Annotated in this window: 27 protein-coding genes; 8 read left to right on the forward strand and 19 right to left on the reverse strand. The window is 58.1% G+C overall.

The window, feature by feature from the left end; all coding sequences use genetic code 11:
* Nucleotides 1-7: 7 nt before the first annotated feature.
* The 5 genes from KHQ26_RS03805 to KHQ26_RS03825 all read right to left on the reverse strand — a co-directional run bounded on the left by KHQ26_RS03805 (nucleotide 8) and on the right by KHQ26_RS03825 (nucleotide 3,303).
* Complete coding sequence (locus KHQ26_RS03805; RefSeq protein ID WP_029496906.1) at nucleotides 8-478, reverse strand: PTS sugar transporter subunit IIA; 471 nt, start codon at nucleotides 476-478, stop codon at nucleotides 8-10.
* A gap of 115 nt (nucleotides 479-593) precedes the next feature.
* Nucleotides 594-1,274: a D-allulose 6-phosphate 3-epimerase gene (gene alsE / locus KHQ26_RS03810; RefSeq protein WP_004179925.1), complete on the reverse strand. Its 681-nt coding sequence runs from the start codon at nucleotides 1,272-1,274 to the stop codon at nucleotides 594-596.
* 20 nt (nucleotides 1,275-1,294) lie between these two features.
* The gene (locus tag KHQ26_RS03815; protein WP_004176135.1) at nucleotides 1,295-2,557 is read right to left on the reverse strand and encodes a PTS ascorbate transporter subunit IIC; all 1,263 of its coding nucleotides are present in this window, start codon (nucleotides 2,555-2,557) and stop codon (nucleotides 1,295-1,297) included.
* A gap of 30 nt (nucleotides 2,558-2,587) precedes the next feature.
* Entirely contained in the window at nucleotides 2,588-2,854 is a 267-nt protein-coding gene (locus KHQ26_RS03820; RefSeq protein WP_004176134.1) for a PTS sugar transporter subunit IIB, read from the reverse strand.
* Nucleotides 2,855-2,865: 11 nt separating this feature from the next.
* Nucleotides 2,866-3,303 carry a PTS sugar transporter subunit IIA gene (locus KHQ26_RS03825; RefSeq protein ID WP_020805179.1) on the reverse strand — a complete coding sequence of 146 codons (438 nt, stop codon included), beginning with the start codon at nucleotides 3,301-3,303 and terminating at the stop codon, nucleotides 2,866-2,868.
* A gap of 217 nt (nucleotides 3,304-3,520) precedes the next feature.
* Here KHQ26_RS03825 and KHQ26_RS03830 point away from each other — a divergent pair, with 217 nt between their 5' ends.
* Nucleotides 3,521-4,573: a LacI family DNA-binding transcriptional regulator gene (locus KHQ26_RS03830; protein WP_004151868.1), complete on the forward strand. Its 1,053-nt coding sequence runs from the start codon at nucleotides 3,521-3,523 to the stop codon at nucleotides 4,571-4,573.
* 110 nt (nucleotides 4,574-4,683) lie between these two features.
* Here the strand turns inward: KHQ26_RS03830 and KHQ26_RS03835 are convergent, their stop codons facing one another.
* Nucleotides 4,684-4,902 carry a hypothetical protein gene (locus KHQ26_RS03835; protein ID WP_020805169.1) on the reverse strand — a complete coding sequence of 73 codons (219 nt, stop codon included), beginning with the start codon at nucleotides 4,900-4,902 and terminating at the stop codon, nucleotides 4,684-4,686.
* A 216-nt stretch (nucleotides 4,903-5,118) separates the two neighbouring features.
* On the opposite strand from KHQ26_RS03835, the gene oxlT reads away from it, so the two are divergent.
* On the forward strand, nucleotides 5,119-6,417 hold the full coding sequence (oxlT, locus tag KHQ26_RS03840) for an oxalate/formate MFS antiporter (protein WP_020805168.1): 1,299 nt from the start codon (nucleotides 5,119-5,121) through the stop codon (nucleotides 6,415-6,417).
* A 37-nt stretch (nucleotides 6,418-6,454) separates the two neighbouring features.
* Here the strand turns inward: oxlT and KHQ26_RS03845 are convergent, their stop codons facing one another.
* Both KHQ26_RS03845 and KHQ26_RS03850 read right to left on the reverse strand, forming a co-directional pair.
* A complete protein-coding gene (locus KHQ26_RS03845) occupies nucleotides 6,455-7,033 on the reverse strand; it encodes a GNAT family N-acetyltransferase (RefSeq protein ID WP_074182995.1) in 579 nt (192 codons plus the stop codon).
* A gap of 70 nt (nucleotides 7,034-7,103) precedes the next feature.
* Complete coding sequence (locus tag KHQ26_RS03850) at nucleotides 7,104-7,292, reverse strand: hypothetical protein (protein WP_004148407.1); 189 nt, start codon at nucleotides 7,290-7,292, stop codon at nucleotides 7,104-7,106.
* A gap of 338 nt (nucleotides 7,293-7,630) precedes the next feature.
* On the opposite strand from KHQ26_RS03850, the gene KHQ26_RS03855 reads away from it, so the two are divergent.
* Entirely contained in the window at nucleotides 7,631-8,209 is a 579-nt protein-coding gene (locus tag KHQ26_RS03855; protein WP_004199932.1) for a TetR/AcrR family transcriptional regulator, read from the forward strand.
* On the opposite strand, the gene KHQ26_RS03860 is transcribed toward KHQ26_RS03855, so the two are convergent.
* Nucleotides 8,185-9,285, reverse strand: coding sequence for an iron-containing redox enzyme family protein (locus KHQ26_RS03860; protein WP_020805161.1), 1,101 nt, complete (start codon nucleotides 9,283-9,285; stop codon nucleotides 8,185-8,187). The genes KHQ26_RS03855 and KHQ26_RS03860 overlap by 25 nt on opposite strands.
* Nucleotides 9,286-9,486: 201 nt before the next feature.
* On the opposite strand from KHQ26_RS03860, the gene KHQ26_RS03865 reads away from it, so the two are divergent.
* A complete protein-coding gene (locus tag KHQ26_RS03865) occupies nucleotides 9,487-10,401 on the forward strand; it encodes a DMT family transporter (protein ID WP_020805176.1) in 915 nt (304 codons plus the stop codon).
* Between the two features lie 40 nt (nucleotides 10,402-10,441).
* Here KHQ26_RS03865 and KHQ26_RS03870 read toward each other — a convergent pair whose 3' ends face one another.
* Nucleotides 10,442-11,674, reverse strand: a complete 1,233-nt coding sequence (locus KHQ26_RS03870) for an MFS transporter (RefSeq protein ID WP_004148411.1) — start codon at nucleotides 11,672-11,674, stop codon at nucleotides 10,442-10,444.
* A gap of 275 nt (nucleotides 11,675-11,949) precedes the next feature.
* Between KHQ26_RS03870 and KHQ26_RS03875 the strand changes: the two genes are divergently transcribed.
* Entirely contained in the window at nucleotides 11,950-13,557 is a 1,608-nt protein-coding gene (locus KHQ26_RS03875) for an FAD-NAD(P)-binding protein (protein ID WP_020805167.1), read from the forward strand.
* A 107-nt stretch (nucleotides 13,558-13,664) separates the two neighbouring features.
* Complete coding sequence (locus KHQ26_RS03880) at nucleotides 13,665-14,765, forward strand: NADH:flavin oxidoreductase/NADH oxidase (RefSeq protein ID WP_020805165.1); 1,101 nt, start codon at nucleotides 13,665-13,667, stop codon at nucleotides 14,763-14,765.
* A gap of 226 nt (nucleotides 14,766-14,991) precedes the next feature.
* On the opposite strand, the gene KHQ26_RS03885 is transcribed toward KHQ26_RS03880, so the two are convergent.
* Together KHQ26_RS03885 and KHQ26_RS03890 are read right to left on the reverse strand one after the other, a co-directional pair.
* The gene (locus KHQ26_RS03885; protein ID WP_020805172.1) at nucleotides 14,992-15,525 is read right to left on the reverse strand and encodes a hypothetical protein; all 534 of its coding nucleotides are present in this window, start codon (nucleotides 15,523-15,525) and stop codon (nucleotides 14,992-14,994) included.
* Nucleotides 15,526-15,589: 64 nt separating this feature from the next.
* Nucleotides 15,590-16,480, reverse strand: coding sequence for a LysR family transcriptional regulator (locus KHQ26_RS03890; RefSeq protein ID WP_004218747.1), 891 nt, complete (start codon nucleotides 16,478-16,480; stop codon nucleotides 15,590-15,592).
* 174 nt (nucleotides 16,481-16,654) lie between these two features.
* Here KHQ26_RS03890 and KHQ26_RS03895 point away from each other — a divergent pair, with 174 nt between their 5' ends.
* Nucleotides 16,655-17,632 carry an NAD(P)H-dependent flavin oxidoreductase gene (locus KHQ26_RS03895; protein ID WP_020805175.1) on the forward strand — a complete coding sequence of 326 codons (978 nt, stop codon included), beginning with the start codon at nucleotides 16,655-16,657 and terminating at the stop codon, nucleotides 17,630-17,632.
* Nucleotides 17,633-17,664: 32 nt separating this feature from the next.
* Here KHQ26_RS03895 and hpxK read toward each other — a convergent pair whose 3' ends face one another.
* The 7 genes from hpxK to hpxU form a co-directional block, all read right to left on the reverse strand.
* Nucleotides 17,665-18,924: an allantoate amidohydrolase gene (hpxK, locus tag KHQ26_RS03900; RefSeq protein WP_004179943.1), complete on the reverse strand. Its 1,260-nt coding sequence runs from the start codon at nucleotides 18,922-18,924 to the stop codon at nucleotides 17,665-17,667.
* On the reverse strand, nucleotides 18,921-20,162 hold the full coding sequence (locus KHQ26_RS03905) for a pyridoxal-phosphate-dependent aminotransferase family protein (RefSeq protein ID WP_004179945.1): 1,242 nt from the start codon (nucleotides 20,160-20,162) through the stop codon (nucleotides 18,921-18,923). Before KHQ26_RS03905 ends, hpxK begins: the two co-directional genes overlap by 4 nt.
* Nucleotides 20,163-20,177: 15 nt before the next feature.
* A complete protein-coding gene (locus KHQ26_RS03910; RefSeq protein ID WP_004143660.1) occupies nucleotides 20,178-20,915 on the reverse strand; it encodes an amino acid ABC transporter ATP-binding protein in 738 nt (245 codons plus the stop codon).
* Nucleotides 20,896-21,552 (reverse strand): amino acid ABC transporter permease, encoded by a 657-nt coding sequence (locus KHQ26_RS03915; RefSeq protein WP_004176118.1) that lies wholly within the window; start codon nucleotides 21,550-21,552, stop codon nucleotides 20,896-20,898. The genes KHQ26_RS03910 and KHQ26_RS03915 overlap by 20 nt, the downstream gene beginning before the upstream one ends.
* Nucleotides 21,552-22,217 (reverse strand): amino acid ABC transporter permease, encoded by a 666-nt coding sequence (locus KHQ26_RS03920; protein ID WP_004176117.1) that lies wholly within the window; start codon nucleotides 22,215-22,217, stop codon nucleotides 21,552-21,554. Before KHQ26_RS03920 ends, KHQ26_RS03915 begins: the two co-directional genes overlap by 1 nt.
* A gap of 9 nt (nucleotides 22,218-22,226) precedes the next feature.
* Nucleotides 22,227-23,012 carry a transporter substrate-binding domain-containing protein gene (locus tag KHQ26_RS03925; RefSeq protein ID WP_004176116.1) on the reverse strand — a complete coding sequence of 262 codons (786 nt, stop codon included), beginning with the start codon at nucleotides 23,010-23,012 and terminating at the stop codon, nucleotides 22,227-22,229.
* Between the two features lie 214 nt (nucleotides 23,013-23,226).
* Nucleotides 23,227-24,066, reverse strand: coding sequence for a MurR/RpiR family transcriptional regulator HpxU (gene hpxU / locus KHQ26_RS03930; protein WP_004176115.1), 840 nt, complete (start codon nucleotides 24,064-24,066; stop codon nucleotides 23,227-23,229).
* 179 nt (nucleotides 24,067-24,245) lie between these two features.
* Between hpxU and hpxW the strand changes: the two genes are divergently transcribed.
* Nucleotides 24,246-25,832 carry an oxamate amidohydrolase gene (gene hpxW, locus KHQ26_RS03935; protein WP_020805171.1) on the forward strand — a complete coding sequence of 529 codons (1,587 nt, stop codon included), beginning with the start codon at nucleotides 24,246-24,248 and terminating at the stop codon, nucleotides 25,830-25,832.
* The last annotated feature ends 1 nt before the right edge of the window (nucleotide 25,833 follow it).

Raw genomic sequence — 25,833 nt, forward strand, 5'->3', positions numbered from 1 at the left:
GTTGGTATTAAGCATCGGCGTTTTCAGTTTCTGAATTGAAAAGCGCAATGATTTTATGTGGATCAGATTCAACAAGTAATTTAGCGATAATGTCTTCATTCGCCAGTGACCCAGACACTTGTGCCAACAGGCGAATATGGGTGGCATTTTGATCCACCAGGCAAACCGCAAATAAAATAACACAGCGGACGTCGCTGCCATCCATGGTCTCCCAGGGAATGGCATGTTGCGTGCGTCCGATGGCTAATGCGGTACGGGAAACACCGGAAGATTTACCATGTGGAATAGCGATATGGTTTTCAAAGCCGGTAGAGCCTAGCTCCTCGCGTAACCAGACATCACGAATAAAGTCTTCCTTATTGGTGACGGCGCCATCCTGGATAAGTAAATCGGTGAGTTCTTCTATCACCTCTTCTTTGGTTCTGGCGGTCATATTTAACTTGATGTTTTTAACATTAAGCACTGTCGAAATATCCATGATTCACCCGCATTCATATAGAGTGGTCGTTAAATAACAAACCAGCATCGCTGGCGTGATGCAGATCTTTTAAGGCTTATTCAAATACACACTGTGGTTCGAAGAGAAATAACCGTTATGCAGCGACAGTTTCCCGCTGGAAGATCTCGATCATTCTGTCCCACGCCTGGCTGACATCCTCATGGAGCGAAAACAGACCCGATGTGCCGACGATAAAGACATCTACCCCGGATTCAGCAATCTGACCGAAGGTTTTCTCATTGCAAGAGCCATCAATTTCCGTCAGATAGTGATAGCCATTATTTTTGCGCATGTTGATGAGCTTTCTAATCTTGTTCAGCGACTCAGGAATAAACTTTTGTCCGGCATAGCCAGGGTCAACCGACATGACCGTCACTTTATCCAGCAGATGCGCATATTCGGCAATGCTTTCTGCCGGTGTCGCTGGGTTCAGCACCACCCCGCACTTTTTGCCCGCATCCTTGATCTGATTCAGCAGGCGGAATATTTTGTTATTCGCCGTCTCGGGATGAAAGCTGATGATATCGGCGCCGGCCTCGAGACACATGGGAATGATATCTTCCGGATGATTCACCATCAGATGAACATCAATGGGCACAGTAGTAATTTTTTTCAGATTCTCAATAAAAAAGGGAGACAGTGTGATATTGCGGACGTAATTGCCATCCATTATATCAACATGGTAAAAATCCGCTTTTTTATTCATTGCCGTGATCTGCTCTTTGAACTGCGTTAAATCCATGCACATCAGTGACGGTGAAAATTTAGCGCTCATAAACCACCTCCGATAAATAGTTAGTTAAACATTGCGATGATATGACCCAGCACGATGCCGACAACGCCAAAGTCTGCGTCTCCAAAGGTTGTGGAGCCCAGTCCCATATCCCCCATCATGGGCAAGAGAATGGCAGGCAGGAACGAAATGAGCAGACCGTGAGCAAAAGCCCCTACCACCGCCCCGCGACGTCCGCCGGTAATGTTGCCGTAAACCCCCGCCGTGGCCCCGCAGAAAAAGTGGGGAACCAGGCCCGGGACGATGACGCTCAAGCCGAACAGCGGGCAGAGGAACATACTGACCAGCCCTGCGACAAAGCTTGCGAGGAAGCCGACGATGACGGCATTCGGAGCGAAGGGAAACACCGTCGGACAGTCCAGCGCCGGCTTCGCGTCTTTAACCAGTTTGTCCGCAATCCCTTTAAACGCCGGGACGATCTCGGCAATCACCATCCGAACCCCGGCGAGGATGATATAAACTCCTGCAGCAAACGTGAGGGACTGAATAATGGCGAAGATAATAAAGTTCTGACCAGCGCTCAGGGTCTCCTCGACAAAGGATTTGCCCGCAACGAGCACCAGCACCAGAAACAGAATCATCATGGTGAGAGAGATGGCCACCGATGAGTCGCGAAGGAAATTGAGCGACTTAGGTACTTTGATCTCTTCAATCGAGGGACTGCCTTTACCAATAATTTTGCCCACCAGCGCGGAAAGCAGATAACCAATAGAGCCAAAATGGCCGAGAGCCAGATCGTCGGTATTGGTAATTTTACGGGTAAACGGCTGCAAGATAGCCGGGGAGATGACCATCATCGCACCGAGAATAACCGCCCCGATGGCCACCACCCATCCCCCTGACAAGCCCCCTACAGACAGGATAACCGCCAGCATCGCAGCCATATAAAGCGTATGATGTCCGGTCAGAAAGATGTACTTTAATGGCGTTAGACGCGCCAGGGCGATATTGATCAGCATGCCCAATACCATAATGGTGGCGGTTTCCGTGCCGTAATTCTTCTGCGCCAGAGCGGCCATGGCATCAGTGTTGGGCACCACGCCCTGAATATGGAAAGAATGTTCAAATAACTGGCTAAAGATGGTTAACGTATAGGCTATAATACCGGCGCCGGCGGTCAATATGACAAAACCCATGATGGTTTTCAGCGTGCCTGAAATAACGTCTGAAATTCCTTTTTTTTGCAACAGCAGACCGATCAGTGAAAATAAACCAACCAGTATCGCCGGTGTTCCTAGCACATCATAAATAAGAAAATGAAGCATGTTTAACTCCACGAATCAGATAGCCGTTGCTTAAATGTTTTCTGCTAAAATTTCTTTAATTTTATTGTTATCAAGTAAATTACTTAATCCAACGACCTTTGCAGAGTGACTGCTAAGATGTTCTGCAATGTCTTTGGCGCTGAGAATAAGATCGGCAGTTTCGCTTTTTGCCGACGTCAGATCGGTATGTGCGACTTCAGCTTCTTTATTCATTTCGGCAAGGATCTTTTTGACATTCATTTCAACGATGAAGCTGCTGCCTAAACCATTACCGCACACGATAAGTACTTTTTTCATTCTGTTTTCCTTCAGTCAATAACGGCCTGAATCGCCTTGCTATCATCGGCATTTAACAATCGGTGTAACTTTTGCTGATCGCTAAAGATTTCAGCCAGTTCACCAATCATCGTGATATGTTCATTTCCGGAACGAGCGCATAGTATGATTACCACGTATATCGGATCGTTCTCTTTCGAGCCGAACGACACCCCTTCTTTAATATGAAGAAGCGATAATCCATTTCTTAATACCCCCTGTTCAGGACGGGCATGAGGCATCGCCAAGCCGGGAGCTAATACGTAATAGGGCCCAAGCTCTTTATGGCTTTGCAAAATCGCCTCAATATACGACCCGGCTATATACCCTTGCATCAGCAAGGGTTCTGCTGCAAGTCGAACGGCATTTTCCCAGCTATCTATTGAGTTAATGACTTTAATTTTATCCGGGGTTAACCAGTCTCTGATCATATGCTCTCCCGAGGGGGTCTATGTGTTGCACTATAAACAGCTAAATAAAATGCAACTGTGATACACCTCCCAAAGTTAGCGCTAACAAAGAAAAATGTTAAAAAGTGCGTTACCGCTAACACTGGCTATAATGTGCTTTCCCCCTCGCTGTGGTAAGTTATAATGCGATTCGCAGATATACTTTCGTTATATTTTATTTTTCAAACGGTTGGTGATTTTGGTGAAGAGTTTAGACGCGGACGGTAGCCCGAAAGAAAAACGACGTAAAGGAACGGGTAAGATAACCCTGACCGAGGTGGCTGAGTTTGTCGGTGTGAGCGCCATGACCGTCTCGCGAGCGCTGAGAATGCCTGAAAAAGTGAATCCTGAGCTTCGCGATCGCATCGATGCGGCCGTCAGTCAACTCGGCTATGTCCCTAATCTGCAGGCACGTAATCTGGCGTCGGTCCATTCCGATCTTATTCTCGCCGTCGTTCCCACCTTCTCTTCGCCGGGTTTTTTGCCGGTCTCTGAAGCGCTGCAAAAAGTGCTGACCGAACGCGGATATACCATGATGTTTATGGAATCCGGGCATGACGGTCAAAGTGAACAAAAGACGTTTGAAAAAATGCTCGCCTATAACCCGGCGGCCATTATTCAGTTCAATATCGATACCATTGAGAGCTGCACCCAGTTGCTGGCCAACGTGGATGTTCCTATTCTGGAAATTGGCGCGCTAAATACCCACCCAGTGGGTATGTGCATCGGCGTGGATTACGGTAAGGCCGTAAAACAGATCGTGACTCATCTGGCCGACGCCTCATTAAAAAACATCGCACTGCTCTGTACCCCGGCTAATAACACAATGTTTCGCCAGTTGCTGAGCGGATGGAATACGGCGATGCTCGCTCTGAACCGCTCCCCGCACCGGGTGGTAACCACGCATTTGCCATCCACCATCGCCACAGGCGTCAATATATTCAAGGATATGATGATTACCTGGGGCGATCTGGATGCGTTAATTTGCACGTCGGATGAAATGGCCTGTGGATGTATGATGGCCTGCCACAGTGCCGGCATTAAGGTGCCCAATACCGTAGCCATTGCGAGTTTAGGCGGAGGAGTGTTATCGACAGTCTGTTCCCCTGCCCTGACAACCGTTGAGTTTCCCTGGCATGACATTGGGGTGAAAGCCGGTAAAGCCCTTCTCGAACTGCTTAACGATAAGCCTGGTGAAAAGTTCATTGAAATTCCGTCAGTGCTCAAAGTCCGGGCCAGTACCGCGGCATGAGCTTAATATGGGGCGGTAAGGCTTCCCCTATCTAGTATCTGTGTGTGGTAGCCAGGGTTTCTACCAGGAAGAATGTCTCTCTGCGAGAGTCCATACAATAAATGCCCAGCTCATAAAGCAAAAAATAGTCGGGACAGTAGCGTTTTTTCGCTACTAAGCGGGTAAACCGCCAGCCTCATTTCCCGTTTATCTTGCCAGCCGCCCCAGGCGGTGATTTCGTAGCCTCGACCCGCCTGGGCGGCTTTGCACTGAAGTCCGTCTAGCGCCAGTCCAGGATATACGATGTCTCCTACGCCAGTTAGCAGGTAAAGCGCACCGCGATAATTCATTTGCACCGCCCTGGTGCCGCACATTCACCATGCCGCCCCCCGTCAGACATGCCCTCATTACATTAACCAGTTGAATATAAAAAATTATTTTATATGGCACGTTTAATGCTCTTCGCTTGTATACCGCAATGTGGACAAGAACGTATGCCATATGGCCACAACAGGTCGCCAGTCTGCGGTCGCAACCTTCCCCTTTCTGTGAGGCATCCAGGGTGGATGCGTTTCACGGAAGCCTGCTTACTGAAAACGGAGAACAACATGACGACACTCAGCGAACCGTTGGTTACCCCGAAATATGGCAAATGGCGCCAGCTGGTGCTGGGCCTGATCTGTATGGCCGCCATCTCCAGTCCGCAATATGTCTGGACGCTGTTGACAAAACCCCTGGCCGCCAAACTTGGCGTCGGTCTGCCAGAATTGCAGGTCACCTTCTCGCTACTGATCATCCTGCAGACCTTCTTTTCCCCTTTTCAGGGACGGTTAGTGGAAAAATTTGGCCCGCGGCGGCTGATCGCTATTGGCACGGTGATGGCGGGAATGAGCTGGGTGCTTTCCGCGCAGGTGAATGGCCTGGCAACGCTCTGGCTGGTTTATGGCTGCATGGGCGGCCTCGGGACCGGGATCGTCTACATCGGCGTTGTCGGCCTAATGGTCAAATGGTTCCCACAACAGCGGGGATTCGCCGCCGGCGCGGTGGCGGCGGGCTACGGGATGGGGGCCATCATAACCACTTTCCCCATCTCCCTGTCGCTGATCACTAACGGCCTTGAACACACGCTGACGACTTTCGGGATCCTTTTCGCCCTCGTCGGCTTCCTCGCCAGTCAGGGGCTGAAGCTGCCGCCCCCAGCTGTCTCCCAGCCCGTCAGTCAGACGGTGGCGCAGAGCAGCAGATCGTTTACTTCCCGGGAAATGCTGCGCCAGCCGCTGTTCTGGCTGATGTTCGCCATGATGGCGATGATGTCGACTTCCGGGCTGATGGTCACTTCGCAGATGGCGGTGTTCGCCGAGGATTTCGGCATTAGCCAGGCGGTGGTGTTTGGCATGGCGGCGCTGCCGCTGGCGTTAACGATAGACCGCTTTACCAACGGCTTAACCCGGCCGCTGTTTGGGTTTATTTCCGACCGCTTCGGCCGCGAGCAAACCATGTTTATCGCCTTTGCGCTGGAGGGGGTGGCGATGATGCTCTGGCTGGCGTGCCGGGAAGATCCGCTGCTGTTTGTCCTGCTCTCCGGGGTGGTTTTCTTTGGCTGGGGGGAGATCTTCTCGCTCTTCCCGTCGACGCTCACCGATACGTTCGGCAGCGAACATGCCGCCAGCAACTATGGCTGGCTGTATATTTCGCAGGGCATCGGGTCAATCTTTGGCGGTCCGCTGGCGGCACTGCTCTATCAGTACACTCACGGCTGGCATGTGGTCTTCAGCTGCGCGATTGGCCTTGATTTTGTCACCGCCGCCCTCGCGCTGTGGGTGCTAAAACCGTGGCGCGCGCGCTTTATCCGCCAGCATAGCTAATCGTCCGCCGGGCAGAAGTGACGGCTCGCCCGTCACTTCACTGATATTCGCTACGCAACAGCGCGTACAGGTACTCATCGCCCCACTCGCCTTTAAAAAAGATATTTTGCCGGTAATGCGCCTCGCGACGAAAGCCCAGCCCTTCCAGGAGTTTGATCGCGCCGGTATTGCGGGTGTCTACCACCGCTGTCAGCCGGTGGTGGGCTAACTGTTCAAAGAGTAAGGCCATCACCGCCCGCATGGCTTCCCGGGCATACCCCTGATGCTGATACGCAGGGGAAAAGGTCATCCCCAGCTCGGCTTGCCTGCCGTGATCTAAGAAGTGGATCCCCACATCTCCCGCCAGCGCACCGTTGGCCTGAATCTCTACGGCAAGCTGGAACCAGCTCTCATCCTCAGCAAAGGCCTGCGAACGCTGTTGTTCATAGAAGGCTGTCGCCTCTGTCATGCCGTAGTGGGTCCAGCTCTGAAAGCGGGCCACCTCCGACAGATTGCGATAATGGCTGAAAGACGGCAGATCTTCCGTTCTGAACCGGCGCAGCAGCAGCCGGGGCGTGGTCAGGGGTAATTTCATCTCTTCTCTTCTTCTCAATGAGACAGGCAATGGCGGGGCCATCTTAACCTGCGCAGCCTCAACCCAGCCATCGCACTTCCTTGTCAATTTAATATAAAGTTAAATTTCGATATTAAAATTTCACAAACCGATAAAACATTACAATAACAAATACGAAAAACAGGGGAACAAGCCAGAGAGGCGTCTCTGGAAAAAAGAGCCCTTGCGCCACGGCGAAGAGGATGGTCAGTACAGCTGGGCCATAAGATGAAATTAACGACCTGAATATTCTTCGCAGCAATCTTTTAATAAGATTCATCATAGTTATCGGATCATCCTGGTAATGATGTCTGTAATACCCTCATTCGATGCGTGTCCTGCTGTAACCGTCTCAGACTTCAGAAATAATGCCTATCAGAAAGTACATCATTCACAGCTTATGTGTATAAAGGTCCGAATAATACGCCGGTTCAGAAACATAAGGACATGACTTGTGTATGTCTACGCAATCTTGTTTTTATTGAGGGAACCGACGCCGCATAAACCGCGGCTGATTTACTTTTTGCCCGTCTGGCGGCAAGATCCGGCATAATGCACCGCTGTCGCAGGACGGCCGTGTCACCGGCAATCGTGACAGCGAACCATTCGACAGGAAAACGCATGAAGCCAAAACAAGCGGACATTCTCCGCCACGCCAGCACGCTGTTTAATCGCGAAGGATATCAGTCGCCCAGCATCGAGCGGATTGCTGAACATGCTGGCATCTCCAAAATGACCTTCTACCGCTATTACGCCGATAAAGAGGCGCTCATTCTGGCTATCCTCAAGCAGAAAGAGAGCGAATTTATGCAGGATTTGGCGCAGATCACCGCGGATAAAGCCAGCGCGCGGGAAAAGCTGTTCGCCGTGTTCGACTACTACCATCGCTGGTTTACCTGCGAAACGTTCCACGGCTGCATGTTTACCCGCGCGCTGTTTGAATATGGCGCGTCATCGCCGGCGATCCGGGAGCAATGCTCCCGATTTAAGTCGCTCCTCTGGCAGTTCTTCCGCGATATCCTCCTGCAGGTGTTAAAACCAGAGCCTGCCGAGCGGGTCGCCATGATGATGGTGATGCTCATCGATGGCGCTATCGCCGCCCAGCAGGCCGAGTCCGCCGAATGCCGGGAGATCCCGCCAGGGGTGACCGCCTGGAGCGCGGCCAAAGCGCTTATTTACTCAGAAGGCGGTACGCTGTGAGATGATAAGCTGCCGCCCAGCGACTGCAGGGCCTCCAGCAGACAATCATAGTAATCGTTGCAGGTTTGCAGACGCAGCGCGGCGCCAAAGAAGACCTCCTCCATCGCCGCCGGATGTTTTTTGCCAATCGGCACAATCACATTGTTCAGCCAGCCATCCGCATGACCGATGTCGACCGTGATATGTTCGGCATAGTAATGCACGTCGCGCTCGGAAAGCCCAATCCGCCGACAGCCCGCCACCAGTTTTTCATACTGTGGCGGGTCGAGCAGCTCGGTCATGGCCATCACGCCCAGTGATTTGTAGTAATGCTGACGGTTAACGCCGCCCAGCATAAAGGCGTTATACCCGGCCAGCCCCTGCCACTCGTACAAATGGGCAAAATGATTGTCCGGCAAAGCGATATTCCGCCGCTTCAGTAAATCCTTGTACAAATTGACGTGGGTGATCTCAGTGCTGCCCTGGCCTATCTCATCCCACAGATTTTGCGCAATCTCAGCGCGGGTTTCCGGCAGCGAGCCCACCAGCCCCATCGCCACCAGATCGAAGAAAAGCAGATTGAGGGCGCTGTCGCTTTTGAAGAAATAGTCGATTTGCGCCGCAGAGGCCTCGCTGGCAAGGAAATCGAACAGCGGATGATGAGACGCCGGGTGCTGCTGGCATAAGGCGTGCAGTTCGTCGACGATATTGCCGGCGTTAAGCATTGGTCTCTGGTGGTGGAAGCGTTTGCTTTCCGCCCGCAGCCACTCAGACTCGATGTAATTTCTGATCCCGGAAAGCAGCGGATGAAACTGATTGGCAGCCGCTGGCGAGAGCGGGTCGGCAAGCCAGGACTGATAGAGAATGAACAGCGCGTGGTGCGCACGCTTTTTGGCCTGTGGATCGTCAGCGGAGAAGGCGCGGATGCAGGTATTCTCAGTGAGATGCCAGGCTCTGTCGGCCACCAGCGGGTTGGCCGTCAGCTTCAGCGACAGCGCGTTGCTGTGCAGAAGCTGGTCAATTAACTCATCCAGCGCCAGCCTGGCCATCACCGCGGTCTGGTCGCTTCCAATCACCCCATTATCTGTGTTACGCATGATTTATCCCTGTGAAATACATGGCTACTATACGGTATAGTACCGTCCATAATGCGGCAACGCATATTTCACACGCATTATCAATTTACTGTTTATTAAAGAATTTAAATGAATACAATAAAAACCACTAAAATATTATTGATATTATAAAAACAATAACATTACCATTCAGTACAGTGACAAACGACACAAGGAATCATCATGCCTTATCTGTTACTGACGCTGGCGGCTCTGTTCTGGGGCGGGAATTATGTTGTCGGGCACGTGCTGGTGCAGGGCGTGGATCCGATCCTGATGACCGAAGCGCGCTGGGCGCTGACGGCGCTGCTGCTGGGCCTGCTCTACCGACGGCAAATCGCCGGCAGTCGCCACCTGCTGCGGGCAAACGCCCCGGCGGTGGTGGTGCTCACCCTCTGTGGCCAGGTCAGCTTCCCGCTTACGCTCTATATTGGCCTGCAAACCACCTCTGCCCTTAACGCCGCCATCTATATGTCCGCCACGCCGAGCATGGTACTGTTGATTAACCGACTATTTTTCCGCGATCCGGTATCAGGGCGTAACTGGCTCGGAGTGGCTTTTAGCACCCTCGGCGTGATGATCCTCTTATTTCAGGGAAATCCGCTGCACGCCGCCTCTCTGCACACCTTTGCCGTCGGCGACCTATGGGCGATGGGGTCGGCGCTGAGCTGGGCGCTCTACTGTTCGCTGTTACGTCTGAAGGACCGCCGAATCCCGGCGAATGGCTTTGTCGCCGTCAGCTCGCTGCTCGGCGCCCTGATCCTGGTGCCAATCGTCATCTTCTGGCTGATGCGCCACCCGGCGCAGGACTGGGCAGCCTGGCGCGAGCTGTTTTTCCTCAGCGGCCTGGCGTATCTGGTAATTTTCCCATCGTGGCTGGCCTATTTGTTCTGGAACAAAGGTATCGCCACCATTGGCGCCACGCGGGGCGAAATTTACACCCACATCATCCCCCTCTCCGGCGGGGTGTTGAGCATCCTCTTCCTGCATACCCAGCCGCATGCCTGGCATCTGTTTAGCGCGCTGTTCATCATGGTGGGGATTGGGATCTGCTCGCTGGAGAAACGCCAGGCGGCGTCTATTTGTCTGCGTGACTAATGTATGCGACCGGGCGCCTGGCCACGCCCGGTCACAAAAGTTAACGGCTGGTGGAGAGCGGCTGGTGATGTCCCGCTCCTGCGGATTGGATCACCCGGCCTTCGCGACCAAAAAAGGTCAGGACGGTAATGACAATCGCCACCGTCCCGGCCACCAGGGCCATTGCCAGGCCGTAGTTATGCCCATGATGCTGGGCGATTGATGCCTGCAGCGTGGCGTTCACCGAAGCCAGCAGATTGCCCAGCTGATAGACGAAGCCGGGCAGCACCGCCCGGGTGTTGGCCGGCACCAGTTCGTTGAGCCAGGTCGGGATCACCCCCCAGGCGCCTTGCACCATAAATTGCATCAGAAATGCCCCAGCCCCCAGCGCCAGCGAGCCGCTGGCGAAGGCCCACAGCGGGATAACCGGCAGCGCCAGCAGAGCGGCAATCATAATCGCTTTGCGCCGGCCAATTTTCTCCGACAGCGAACCGAAGAACACTCCACCAATGATCGAGGCGATGTTATAGCAGACCGCGATGATGCTGACCGTTTTAGGCTCGAAGCCGTGCTGAACTTTCAAAAAGACCGGGTAAAGATCCTGCGTCCCGTGGGAGAAGAAGTTGAAAGCCGCCATCAGCACCACCAGGTACAGGCACAGCTTCCAGTGGCTACGCAGTACCGGCAGCAGGGCCGTACTCTCTTTATTCTGCCTGGCCGCCTGCCAAACCGGAGACTCCTCGACGCAGAAATAGATAAACGGCAGCAGCAGCACCGGCGCGGCGCCAATGACAAACATCCCGCGCCAGCCGAGTTGTTCAAACAGCAGCCCATAGGCGACGGCCGCCAGCAAATAGCCGAAGGGGTATCCCGCCTGGAACAGGCCGGACATCAGGCCGCGCGAGCGGTCGGGGATCGTCTCCATCGCCAGCGAAGAGGCCACGCCCCAGATCCCGCCCATCGCCACGCCGTACAGCACCCGCAGCAGGAAAAACAGCATCAACGACGGCGCGGCGGCGGAGAGCAGCTCAAAAGCCGAGAAGAACACAATATTGAGCATCAGGATTGGTTTGCGACCAAACTTCTCCGCCGCCCTGCCGAAAATTAGCGCGCCGACGGGCCGCACGGCCAGAGTCAGCAGAATCGCCAGGGTGACCTCCTCAAGGTCGACATGAAACGAGTGGGCGATATCGCTCAGTAAAAAAACTAACAGGAAAAAGTCGAAAGCATCGAGCGTCCAGCTTAAAAAACTGGCTATCGCCGCATTACGCTGTCGTGAGGTCCAGCCGTGCATCTTGTCATCCCTATCCCGACGGCATTGCCGGGAGTGTGCGCGGCGTCCAGCAGAGCGAGCTGGGGTCACCGCCTGTGTAAATTGTTTGTATAGAAAGTTGCTCTTTTGTTAATTACACCCCTTTTACGACAATCGGCAAGTTTATTAGCATGCTAATTTGTTTCAAATTGCGTGTTCCCCTCACCGGTTCGGTAATTTTCGACCAGAATTAAAACCAGGTTCGCTTAAGCGAAGCGTCATCAATGCCGCATCTGCCCACAGGAAGGGAGAGAATCATGAAGAGAATTGCCATCGTCGGCGTGGGGCCGACGGGGATTTACACCTTTTATGAACTGGTGAAGCGCGGTGAGCCGCTGGCCATCACTCTGTTTGAAAAAGAGGCGCAGGCCGGGGTGGGTATGCCCTACAGTGACGATAATACCGCGGCGCAAATGCTGGCCAATATTGCCAGCATTGAGATCCCCCCCATCGACCTGACCTACCTGCAATGGCTGCAGCAGCAAAGCGATGACTGGCTGGCGGCGCGCGGGCTTGAACGGCACGCCCTGCATGAGCGCCAGTTTCTGCCGCGGGTGATCCTCGGCGAATACTATCGCGACCGTTTTCTGTACCTCGTTGAGCGGGCCCGGGACGTCGGCTTTGTGATTAGCGTTTGTGAATCCTGTGAAGTCACGGATATTGCGGTTCAGCCCACCGGGATCGCCATCCACACCGATAGTGCAGCAGACCCGGTAATTGTCGACCTGGTGGCGATTGCCACCGGCCATCTGTGGCCTGAAGAAGAGCGCGCCAGCCGACAGTACTTCCCCAGCCCGTGGACCGGCCTGATGGAGGCCCGCATTGCCCCCTGTCGGGTGGGGATCCTTGGGACTTCATTAAGCGCGATTGATGCCGCCGTGGCGGTAGTGGCCCGCCACGGCGTTTTCCATACCGAGGACGACAAAACGACCCATTTTTCCCTCCATCCAGGCAGCGAAGCGCTGGAGATCACCCTGATGTCACGCCACGGCGTGCTGCCGGAGGCCGATTTTTACTGCCCGATCCCGTGGGAGCCGCTGGAGATTGCCACTCCCGCCGCCCTCGAAGCGGCCATTGCGGAGGGTAGCGACGCTCTGTTAGATCGGATTTTTGAGCTGATCGTTAAAGAGCTGGAATATGCTGCCCCCGGCTGGAGCGAGGCGATCGGGCTTCGTCAGCTGACGCCTGACAGTATCGCCGACGCCTGGTTTGCCGACCGCCTCACCCATGACCCCTTTCAGTGGGCGCAGCGCAATCTGCAGGAGGTGGAGCGCAATAAGCGCGAACACCACACGGTGCCCTGGCGCTATGCCATTCTGCGCCTGCATGAGGCGATTGAAACCGTGGTGCCGCAGTTCAACGACGCGGACAGCCGTCGCTTCCGCCAGGGCCTCGCTCGGGTATTTATCGATAACTACGCCGCCATTCCGCCGGAGTCCATACGTCGGCTGCTGGCCTTGCACCGGGCTGGCATTCTGCGGATCCTGACGCTGGGCGAAGATTATGAGCTGCAGCGGGAGCCTGACCGGACGCTGATTGTTCATCATCGTCAGCGCTGCGAATTCGATGTCTTTATCGATGCCCGCGGACAAAAAGCGCTGAAAACCCGGGATCTGCCCTTCCCTTCACTGCGCCAGCAGCTGCTGGCCTGCGGCGACGACATTCCGGACGTCGGTGATGACTACACGCTGCAGGCGCCGGAGACAGTGCGCGGCCGGGTCGCCTTCGGCGCCCTTCCCTGGCTGATGCACGATCGCCCCTTTGTGCAGGGGCTGACGGCCAGCGCCGAGATTGGCAGCGCAATGGCCCGCGCCGTGTCGCAGCAGGCCGCCGGCCGACGGCGCCGTCTCTGGTATATCGAATAGCGGAGCGCTTAAGCGCAATATCTGAATACTGGGGGGGTGAACAGGCGTGCTATAAACAGCAACTGTCCGTCCCCTGCACGACCACGTTTAACATTTACGAGGTATTCATGAGTCATCTTTTTAGCGCGACGCGAATTGGTCAACTCACCCTTGATAACCGTATCGTTATCGCCCCGATGTGTCAGTACTCCGCCGACGAGGGTAAGGCGACCTCCTGGCACCGGATCCATCTTGGCCAACTGGCTTTCTCCGGCGCCGGCCTGTTAATTCTGGAAGCCACGGCGGTAGAGCCTGCGGGGCGTATCTCCCCGGGGGATCTGGGGCTGTGGGATGATGAAACCGAAAACGCCCTGCGCGGCGTAGTCGAAGATATTCGGGCCTGGTCGCCGATCCGTCTGGGGATCCAGCTGGGTCATGCCGGACGCAAGGCATCCTGCGCCGCCCCGTGGCAGGGAGGCCATCAGCTGGCGCTCAACGATGGTGGCTGGCAGACCGTCGCCCCTTCCGCCGTGGCGTTTCACGATGGCGATCGCGCTCCCGCTGAACTGAGCCATGCCGATCTGGCGCGCATTAAAGCGGCCTTCGTCGCCAGCGCGCTGCGCGCCCAGCGGCTGGGCTTTGAGCTGATTGAACTGCACGCCGCCCACGGCTATCTGCTGCACCAGTTTCTCTCGCCGCTCAGCAACCAGCGCCGCGACGAGTACGGCGGTTCGCTGGAGAACCGAATGCGCTATCCGCTGGAAGTCTTTAAGGCGATCCGCGAGGCAGTGGGCAACACCATGGCGGTGGGCGTCAGGCTGTCGGCTACCGACTGGGTCGAAGGCGGCTGGGACTGCGAGCAGTCCATTAAGTTTAGCCAGCAGCTGGAAACGCTGGGCAGTGACTATATTCACGTCTCCAGCGGCGGTTTGTCGCCGCAGCAGGCGATCACCGTTGGGCCGGGATACCAGTTGCCTTTCGCCCGCGATATTCGCCAGCAGGTAGCCATCCCGGTGATTGGCGTGGGGCTGATCACCGACCCGCAGCAGGCGGAAGCGGCGCTGGAGAATGGCGATGCCGACCTGATCGCCCTCGCCCGCGCGGTACTCTACGATCCGCACTGGCCGTGGCACGCTGCGGCCAGCCTTGGCGCCCAGGTGCGCGTGCCGTCGCAGTACCTGCGATCGGAGCCGCACGGCCTGAAAGGCACCCTGGTCCCAAACCGCTGATCCCGCGCCAGGCATAAAAAAGGGGTATCTTACGATACCCCTGGGCATGATGTGCTTTCGACCCTCGTGCCGGGCGGCGGCGACGCCTTACCCGGCCTGGAATATTAGGTGATTTGGCACCCAACCGGCACCCTCCGTAGGCCTGTGCAAGCGCAGCGCCGCCAGGCAAGTACCGCGGGCACAGAGCCGCTGTTATGCCGGGCGACAGCCCGGCAAACACCGCGAGTTACTGCTGGGCGGGCGGTGGCGTGGTGTTCTGTTTGTCCGCCGCGATACTGTCCTGGATGGCCTTGGTTTTGCTCGCCGCCTCCGCCGAGAGCTGATTGGCATCGCCGATGGCGTTGTCTTTAATCTGACCCGCCTCTTTGACAATGCGATCACTTTCCTGCTTTGCGTTCTGCTTCACGGCATCGGCCTGGGCTTTCGCCTGCTGGGCGATGGCGTCCGCCTTCTTGTCCGCCTCGGCCTTGATGGCGCTGGCCTGATCCTTCAGGCGATCGGCCTCGGCGTCAGCCTGGCTTTTCAGCGTATCGATTTGCTTATCCGCATCCTGTTTAATTGCCTGCGCTTTATCCGCCGCGGCATCCTTCATCTGCTCCGCATTATCTTTAGCCTTATCCAGTTTGTTATCAACTTTCGACGCATCGTCGCAGCCAAACAGGGTCAGGCACAGGGCGGAAGCGAGTAGTGTTTTATTCCAGAGTTTCATCAGCATTCCCTTACAGGTTAAGTCGTTATCCAGCTTTGTGATTCGTTGCATTAATAGCATTCACATTTTATATATAAACGCTCAGCCGATAGAGTCAAGGCGACAGCGCCGATTGTCAGTCCAGGGTCGCTACCAGCCCCTGCAGCCAGTCGGCAAAAACCCGAACCTTATGCGAGAGATGCCGGTGCGGATAGAGCAGCGACAACGGTCGACGCGGCGCCGGAAAGTCCGGCAAAACTTCCACCAGTTGCCCGCTGTCGATATAAGGTTGCAAAAAGAAACGCATCCCCTGCAGCATCCCCAGCCCCGCCAGCCCGGCAGCAGTAAAGACTTCAGAGTTGTCCAGCACCAGTTTACCGGGAATGGCGATCTGCCTGATGCCCTCCGGAGTCTGGAATCGCCAGGGCATAATCTGCCGGCTGCTGCTGTTCACCCAGTTCACCGCCAGATGCGACTGCAGGTCCTCCAGCGTCGCGGGCGCCCCATAGCGCGCCAGATAGCCCGGACTGGCGCAGGTGGTTAACGCCACCTCCCCCAGTGAACGCGCCACATAGTCGCCATCCTCAAGATCCCCCACCCGCAGCAGGCAATCCAGACCATCGCGCAGCATATCCCGGCGTACGTCGGAGCTGCTGAGGACAATCTCCACCTCCGGATGGGCCTGATAAAAATCCGGCAGATGCGGGATCACCAGCAGCCGGGCAAAGGCGATCGGCATATCAACGCGCAGCTGACCGCGGATCGGCCGGTCCGGCGCGAACGACTCCAGCAGATCGTCGGCCTGGGAGAGCAACGGTTTGCTGCGACGATAAAACTCTTCCCCCTCCGGCGTAAGATACAGACGCCGGGTGGTGCGCTGCAGCAGCCGGACCCCGCTCTCCTGCTCCAGCTGCTGCAGTGCTTTGGTCACCGCCGGTCGGTGGATCTGCAAATTTTCCGCCGCCTGGGCAAAGCTGCCGGCATCGACGATTTCAATAAAAATTTTAATATTTTCAAACAGATTCATTTGCATGATGACCCGCCTCCCACCTCTTCATCAGTTCACATTATTACTAATTTAATAACAGTGATGAAAGTTTTTGCTCATTTTTTAAAACAATAAAGACGCCTACACTGCCCTCATTGCCGCATCGCTGGGGCGAACAAATTTATAACTTATTAACATACAAGGAAAAATAGCATGCAACCTAACCGCGTCGCCCGCATTCTGGGTATTGAAAAACCGGTGGTCCAGGGGCCCCTCTCCTGGCTAACCGATGCTCGTCTGGTGGCGGCCGTCGGCAACGCCGGTGGGCTTGGCGTGCTGGGCCCGAACGCCGGACTGACGGCGGCAACCGCCGTCTCCACCCCGGAGGCCACCGCCGAGAAAATGCGCGAAGAGATCCGCAAAACCAAACAGCTGACGGAGAAACCCTTTGGCGTCAACCTGATCCCGACGGCGGTAAATGACATCTGGACGCCGGCGATCCTCCCGGTGATCAAAGAGGAAGGGGTTAAGGTGGTGGTCTACACCGGCTACGGCGACGGTTCGTTAAAACCGGCGCTGTTCGACGAACTGAAAGCCGCCGGGATCACCATTATCTATCGTGACATCAACCCGACGCCGGAGAACAGCCGCCGCGCGGAGCAGGCCGGAGCGGATATTATTGTCGCCACCGGCTTTGACGAAGGCGGCACGCTGCCGGGTACCGCCCTCGGGACCTTCACCATCGTCCCGCTGATCGTTGACGCGGTACAGCGGGTTCCGGTGATGGCCGCCGGAGGGATCACCGACGCCCGGGGCGCGCGCGCCGTTCATGCCCTGGGGGCGGAGGGCGTCTTCGCCGGTTCGGTATTTATCAGCACCATCGAAAGCCGGGTTCCCGACTCGGTGAAAGCGAAAATTGTGGCCGCCAACGGTCTGGATCTGCGCCTGTTCCGTACTCTGCCGGACTACTACCGCGCGCTGCCCGGCAAACTGAGCGACACACTGGTGGCCATGGACCGGGCCGGCGCCTCCAGGACCGAGCTGGCCCAGGCGATGGGTGGTCTGCGCGGGATGCGGCTGGGCATGCTGGAGGGGAATACCGATGAGGGATATATCTCGGTGGGCGCGGGGATCGGCAACATCCATGCCATCACCTCCGTCGCCGAGGTGGTCAACCAGCTGGCGGTGTAAAGCCGCCAGCCGGGGCACGGTGACCGGCGCGATCAGGCGTCGGCCACCTTCTCTACCGCCCGGGAGAAAGCGTCGATAGCCAGCCCGACGTCGGCGGCGGTGACCGACTCCGCCGGGTGATGGCTGACGCCCCCCAGGCAACGCACAAACAGCATCGCCGATGGCCAGCGCTCGGCGATGGCGATAGCATCATGCCCTGCGCCGCTCGGCAGCGTCAGGGAACGCCCCTGCACCGCCACCACCGCCTCGCTCAGCACCGCCTGCAGGTGACTGTCGCAGGCGGTGGCGGCGATGCGATAATACTCCTCGGCGGCGAAACTCAGCTGGCGGCGCCCGGCAATGGCCTGCGCCTGCCCCAGCAGTTCCTCCAGCAGCGCCGTCAGCGGCGCATCCTGCGGGCCGCGAATATCCAGCGTCAACTGCACCTCGCCCGGTATCACGTTCACCGCGCCCGGCGCACAGCGCAGGGTGCCGACCGTCGCCACCAGGTTACCGCCGCGCTGCCGGGTCAGGTTTTCCACCTGCACCATCCATTCCGCCGCCGCGGCGAGGGCGTCCTTGCGATGAAGCATCGGCACCGTGCCGGCATGGCCAGCTTCGCCGGTAAAACGGCAGTTCAGCCGTCTGGCGCCGTTAATCGCCTCCACCACGCCGAGCGCCAGCCCCGCCTGCTCCAGGCACGGCCCCTGCTCGATATGCAGTTCCAGATAGGCGGCGATATCCCGCGGGTGACGGGCCGCGTGGGCGATCCGCGCCGGATCGAGTCCGGCATTCACCAGCGCCTGGGCGACGCTCACCCCGTCGGTATCGCACTGTGACAGCCAGCTTTCAGGCCAGGTGCCGGTGACGCCGCGACTGCCGAGCAGGGTAATGCCAAAGCGGGTGCCCTCTTCATCGCCAAAGCCGACGATCTCGATTGCCTTCGCCAGCCGTCGCCCCTGCTGGTGCAGACGCTGGACCACCTCAATCGCCGCCAGTACGCCGAGCATGCCGTCGTAGCGCCCGGCGTTGCGCACGGTGTCGAGATGAGAGCCCAGCAGCACCGCCGGCGCGCCCTCCTGCACGCCTTCATAGCGACCGCAGATATTACCGACGCTGTCCTGCCATACCATCATGCCGGCGGCCTGCATCCACTGCCCCACCAGCTGGTTGGCCTGCAGATGCTCGGGCGACAGATAGACCCGGGTCAGGGCATCGGCGGTTTCGCTGAGGGCGGCCAGCCGATCGGCACGCGCCATCACCCGGCTGGCGGCCGCCTCTCTCTCCGCCTGCTGGCGGACGGTGTCACTCATAGGGTGGCCTCGGTGCGGTAGTGATCCCAGGCCGCCTGCATCGCCGCGCCCTGAGTGGTGGTGAACCTGAGGTAGTTCAGGACCGCTTCCAGCGCGCTGAGCGTCTGCATCACGCAGTCTTTACGCGCGTTATAGCCCATGGTGCCAATGCGCCAGACTTTACCGTGCAGCGGACCAAACGAGGTGCCAATTTCAATGCCGAAATCTTCCAGCATCAGTTTGCGTACCTGATCGCCGTTGACCCCGTTGGGGATCACCACCCCCAGCACGTTATTCATTTTGTGCCGCAGGTCGCCAAAGGTCTCGAGCCCCATCGCCTGGATGCCCTTCAGCAGCGCATCGCCGTGCAGTTTGTGGCGGGCGATGCCGTTGTCGAGTCCCTCCTGGAGGATCAGGCGCGCGCACTCCCGGGCGGCGAACAGCGCCGAGGTCGCTTCGGTATGGTGGTTAAGGCGCTCCGGCCCCCAGTAATCCATTACCATGCCGAGATCGAAATAGTTGGAGTAGATCATCTCGTCGACGCCATCGTGATGGGCATCGGTGCGGATCCCCTGCTCAATGCAGCGGCGGCGGCGGATGACCTCTTCCATCCGCGGGCTGAGGGTGATGGGCGAGGTGCCGGAAGGACCGCCCAGGCACTTCTGCATCCCGGCGGACACGGCGTCCAGCTGCCAGGCGTCGGTTTCCAGCGGGTTACCACCGAGCGACGCGGTGGCGTCGGTATAGAACAGCACATCGTGACGACGGCAAATCTCCCCCAGCTCCGCCAGCGGCTGCAGCATGGTGGTGGAGGTATCGCCCTGCACGGTGAGCAGCAGGCGCGGCCGCACGCGCTTGATCGCATCCTCAACCTGATCCGGCGTAAAGACCTCACCCCACGGCACCTCGATGGTGTGCACTTCTGCCCGGCAGCGACGCGCGATCTCGCACAGCAGATGACCAAACCGGCCGAACACCGGCACCAGCACCTTGTCACCGGGACGGATCGCCGACAGCAGAATCGCTTCGATCCCGGCGCGCGAGGTGCCGTCGACCAACATCGTCCAGCGATTTTCGGTGCGAAACACGCCGCGGTAGAGCGCCATGACTTCATTCATGTAGTGGGTCATCGCCGGATCGTACTGGCCAACCAGCTGGCTCGACATGGCGCGCAGCACGCGCGGGTCGGCATTGATCGGCCCCGGCCCCATCAGCAGGCGCTGCGGCGGGTTAATTTGCGAAAACTGAGTGATATCCATCTGCCATTCCTTACGTTAGTTAAGACCGCGCACCGAGGAGATAAACTGTTTCAGTTCGCTGGTCTGCGGGCTGGCGAACAGCGTTTTGCTGTCGCCCTGCTCCCAGACGCGTCCCTGATGCATAAACACCACGCGGTCGCCCACTTCGCGGGCAAAATTCATTTCATGGGTGACGAGGATCAGCGTCATACCTTCCGCCGCCAGTTGCTCCAGCACCTTCAGCACTTCACCCACCAGTTCCGGGTCGAGCGCCGAGGTGATTTCGTCACAGAGTAAAACTTTCGGCGACATGGCCAGCGCCCGGGCAATGGCCACGCGCTGCTGTTGGCCGCCGGAGAGGTTGGCCGGGTAGTAATCCAGACGGTCGCCGAGCCCGACCTTCTCCAGCATCCGCTGCGCCAGCTCCCGGCATTCGGCCTGGGACTTCTTCAGTACCCGCCGCGGAGCCAGCATGACGTTCTCCAGCGCCGTCATGTGCGGGAACAGGTTAAAGTTCTGGAACACCATGCCGATGGAGCGGCTGATCTCCCGGGCCTGTGAATCGCGGTTGGTGATGGTCATGCCCCCGAGCTTGATGCTTCCCTCCTGGTAGCCCTCCAGACCATTGATACAGCGCAGCAGGGTGCTTTTACCCGAGCCGCTGCGGCCGATGATCGAGATCACTTCCCCCATGTCGATATCCAGATCGACGCCCTTCAGCACATGGTTGTCGCCGTAGTACTTCTGCATCTGATTAATGGTGATGAGAGGCATTGAATTTGTTCTCCAGATAGCGGCTGTAGCGGGACAGCGGATAGCACAGAATGAAATAGCCCAGCGCCACAAGGGCAAACACTTTAAACGGCTGATAAGTGACGTTGGTCAGCATCGTCCCTGCCTTGGTCAGCTCCACAAAGCCGATAATCGATGCCAGCGCCGTGCCTTTGATCACCTGTACTGCGAACCCGACGGTCGGCGCGATGGCAATGCGCAGCGCTTGCGGCGCCACCACCCGGTACAGGGTCTGGCCGAAGCTCAGCCCGAGACAGCGCGAGGCTTCCCACTGGCCTTTCGGCAGCGCGCGAATGCTGCCGAACCAGATATCCAGCAGAAAGGCGCTGGTGTAGAGCGTCAGGGCGACCGAGGCGGCGGTCCACGCCGAGACGTCGACGCCGAACAGCGCCACGCCAAAGAATGCCAGAAACAGCTGCATCAGCAGCGGCGTGCCCTGGAACAGCTCAATATACCCGCGGATCAGCCGTTTCACCTGGCGTCCGCCGGTGAGGCGCAGCAGCAGTAACGGTAAGGTCACCAGCGCCCCGCCGGTGAACGCGACCAGCGACAGCAGCACCGTCCAGCGACCGGCCAGCAGCAGGTTGCGGATAATGTCCCAGTCAGTAAAAGTGGTCATCAGGCCTGTACCCCCAGCCATTTACGCCCCGCCGCCATCAGCAGCTGGCGCATCGCTATCGATAACGCTAAGTAGATCCCGGTGGTCACCAGATAGACCTCAAAGCTCAAAAATGTCCGCGACTGGATCAGGTTGGCGGCGAAGGTCAGCTCCTCATAGGAGACCTGCGACACCACTGACGAGCCGAGCATCACAATGATGCACTGGCTGACCAGCGCCGGGTAAATCCGCTGCAGCGCCGGGGGCAATACGACGCGAACGAAGGTTTGCGTCCGGCTAAGCCCGAGCACGCGACCGGCTTCCCACTGGCCCTTCGGCGTCACCTGAATACCGGCGCGGACGATCTCGGTGCTATAGGCGCCGAGGTTAACCACCATCGCCAGCAGCGCCGCTTCACCGGCGGTCATCTTCAGTCCGAGGTTCGGTAAACCAAAGACGATAAAAAAGAGCTGCACCACAAACGGCGTATTACGGATGATTTCCACATATCCGCCCCATACCCGGCTGAGCATTCCCGGGCGACCGCTGCGGATCGCCGCCCCAAGGATGCCGATCGCCAGTCCGCCGATCGTCGCCAGCACCGTCAACTGCACCGTCACCCACAGGCCGGCCAGCAGCTCCGGCCAGTGCGGCCAGAGCTCAGAGAAATGAAGTTGCTCCGTCATCCCCAGACCTTACGCGCCGAGGCTGGCAGGCAGTGGCGCTTTCAGCCACTTCTCAGACAGACCGTTGAGGGTGCCGTCCTTAATGCCCTGCTCGATGAGGGTATCCACTTTTGCCTTCAGCGCCGGTTCGTTCTTTTTCAGACCGATAAAGCACGGCGAGTCCTTCAGCATAAAGCTCGGGACCGGCGCTTTGTCGGCGTTCTGCCGGGAGATAGCCGCCACCACCAGGTTTCCGGTGGCGACATACTGCACCTGACCGGACAGGTAAGCCGACAGCGTAGTGTTATTGTCCTCGTAGCGCTTAATCTGCGCCGCCTGCGGCGCCACGCTGGTCAGCACCATATCTTCCACCGCCCCACGGGTCACGCCGATGCTTTTGCCGCTCAGCGCGGCCGCGTCCTTCAGCTCCGCCCCTTTCGGGCCAAACACCCCGAGGAAGAACGGGGCGTAGGCGCGGCTGAAGTCGATCACCTTCTCGCGCTCGGCGTTCTTGCCGAGGCTGGAGATCACCAGGTCCACCTTATCGGTCTGCAGATACGGCACGCGGTTGGCGCTGGTCACCGGGACCAGCTGCAGCTTGAGCTTCATCGATTTCGCCAGATAGCGCGCCATATCGATGTCATACCCCTGCAGCTGCAGGTCGGTGCCCACCGAGCCGAACGGTGGAAAGTCCTGGGGTACGGCAATGCGGATGACGCCGCGTTTTTCAATATCCTGGAGCTGGTCAGCCTGCGCGGCAGAAACAGACGATAGGAGACAAGCGGCCCCGGCCAGCGCGATCAACAGTTTCTTCATGATGTTTACCCGTTACGTTAGCATGAAACAAAAGATTCTTTGAATCTGTTTTTGCAACTAATGTGCCAGATACAGACGAGGCGAGGGTTGGCGAGAAATTAAAACAAAAAGTGAGAAAGGACAAGCGTTAACGGAAAAGTGCTCAGAGAGCGGCGGCGCCATGACGTGGTTTTTATTGCACCATAATAATGCACAGCACCACGCTGGCGCCCCATCAGCGTTGTTCCAGCTCGTCCAGCTGCTGGTAAAGCGTGGCGATATCGTGGATGCGCGGACGACCGCTGTCGAGCGTTTCATGGAGAAAGGCATTGGCCAGCAGATTAATCAGGCTGTTGACCGAGGCATAGCTATCGTAGGCGGAGACGCTGTCCAGCGGCGCGCAGAGCTGCCAGCGGGAGAGCGGAAACAGGCTGTGGGCCTGCGGCTCGCACATTAACAGGACCGGCACCCCGTCGCGCTGCAGCTGCTGCAGCAGCGGGCGTACTATTCGCGGCCGGCGGCGAAACGCCATCATTACCACCAGATCATCGGCGGTCAGATCGACCAGCTCTTCGCTGAGACTCTGACCCGGCTGGGGCAGCACCAGCACCTGGCCGCGGGCCTGCAGCAGCTGCTGGCGCAGATGCAGCGCCGCCGGATAGGCGTTGCGCATGCCAATCACCACAATGCGGCGGGCGGCCACCATCGCCGTCAGCGCCTCAGCGAACTGGCGGGCGTCGAGGGCGTTGACCCACTGGGTGAGGTTTGCCATCTCCTGCTTATAATGGCGCGCCAGCAGCGTGTTACCCTGCACCGCGTCGCGCTGGTCGGTGAGCGGCATCCCGCTCTGACGCAGAGTGCGCAGTTCATCGCGCATATCCTTATATTTGTCGTAACCGAGGCGCTTAAACAGCCGGCTGACGGTGGCTTTCGACACACCGCTCAGCTGCGCCAGCTCGGCGCTGTTGTAGCTTATCAGGTCGTCAAAGTGGTCAAAGATGAAATCCGCCACCCGCTGCTCCTGCGGCGACAGCGAGGCGTATTGCCCTTTCAGTCGTTCATCGAGTTGTTGCATAGCGCCCCTGTAACTTTCGTTTCATCATCCATTCCTCATCATACTGTATCTGCTATGCCTTACACATAGCGTGCCAGTGGGAAAATTCTGGTCATCGTTTTTATCAATGAAACAAAACGTTCAGAGATGGAACAGCTTTTGCAGTGTTCTGCGGGTGATTCGTTCAGAAAGGATAATTTATGCACAGTAGCAACGTTTCGACCCACGGCATGGCGGTGGCCCCCCACCACCTCGCCAGTCAGAGCGCGCTGGCGATCCTGCGCGAGGGCGGCAGCGCCATTGAAGCGATGGTGGCTGCCGCGGCGGCCATCGCCGTCGTCTATCCCCATATGAATGGCCTCGGCGGCGATGGCTTCTGGCTGATCGTGCCGCCTGAGGGAGACCCAATCGCCATTGACGCCAGCGGGGCCGCCGGATCGCTGGCGACCCTCGAGGCCTACGCCGGACAGCGGCATATTCCCCACCGGGGACCGCAGGCCGCGCTGACCGTCGCCGGCACCGTCAGCGGCTGGGACGAGGCGCTGCGTATTTCACGGGACTTAACCGGCCGCGCGCTGCCGGTGGCCCGCCTGCTGGCCGATGCGATCGGCTATGCCGAAGACGGCATTCCGGTCACTGCCTCGCAGGCCCACGCCACCGCCAGCAAACTGGAAGAGCTGCGCCATCAGCCGGGCTTCAGCGAAACCTGGCTGGTCGCGGGCGAGGCCCCGCGGCCCGGCAGCCGCTTCCGCCAGCCCGCCCTCGCCGGTACCCTGCGCATGCTGGCCAGCGACGGTCTCGACAGCTTTTATCGCGGGCCGCTGGCCGAGCGTCTGGCGCAGGGTATGGCCACGCTGGGGATGCCTGTCACCCTCGGCGACCTGCAGGCCCACCGCGCCAGGCGTCCGGGGCCGCTGACGCTCCAGCACCAGCAGGGAACGCTGTGGAATCTTGCCCCTCCCACGCAGGGACTGGTGTCGCTGGCGATCCTTGGCATCACCGACCGCCTGAAGATGGCCGATGCCGACGACGCGCAAACAGTGCACCGTATTGTCGAAGCCACCAAGCGGGCATTTGCCCTGCGCGATGCGCATATCACCGATCCGCGCCATCTGGATGTGGATGTACAGCAGTTGCTCACCCCGGAAGCCCTGCAGCCGCTGGCCGACAGCATCGACGACGCCAGCGCTTCCCCCTGGGGCGGCGGCAAAGGCCCGGGCGATACCGTCTGGATGGGCGTCGTGGATAACAGCGGACTGGCAGTGTCGTTTATTCAGAGTATCTATCACGAGTTCGGCAGCGGCGTGGTACTCCCGGACACCGGGATCGTCTGGCAAAACCGCGGGGCGGCCTTCAGCCTCGATCCGCAGCATCTCCTGGCGCTGGCCCCAGGCAAACAGCCATTCCATACCCTCAACCCTGCCGCCGCCCGCCTGAACGATGGCCGGGTGTTGGTCTATGGCTCGATGGGCGGCGACGGTCAGCCGCAAACGCAGGCGGCGCTGTTTACCCGCTATATCCTGCAGGGGGTGCCGCTCCAGGAGAGCATCTCCCGTCCGCGCTGGCTGCTGGGCCGCACCTGGGGCCAGTCCTCCGACTCACTGAAGCTGGAGGGACGCTTTGCCCCCGCCTGTATCGCTCGCCTGCGCGAGCTGGGGCACGACGTAGAAGTGCTGGCCGATTTCAGCGAAGCGATGGGCCACGCCGGGGCCATTGTCCGCCATCCCAACGGTCTGCTTGAAGGGGCGACCGATCCACGCAGCAACGGCGCCGCCGCCGGGTACTAAG

This window comes from Klebsiella sp. 10 (genome assembly GCF_018223925.1).
Taxonomy (GTDB): Bacteria; Pseudomonadota; Gammaproteobacteria; order Enterobacterales; family Enterobacteriaceae; genus Klebsiella; species Klebsiella pneumoniae.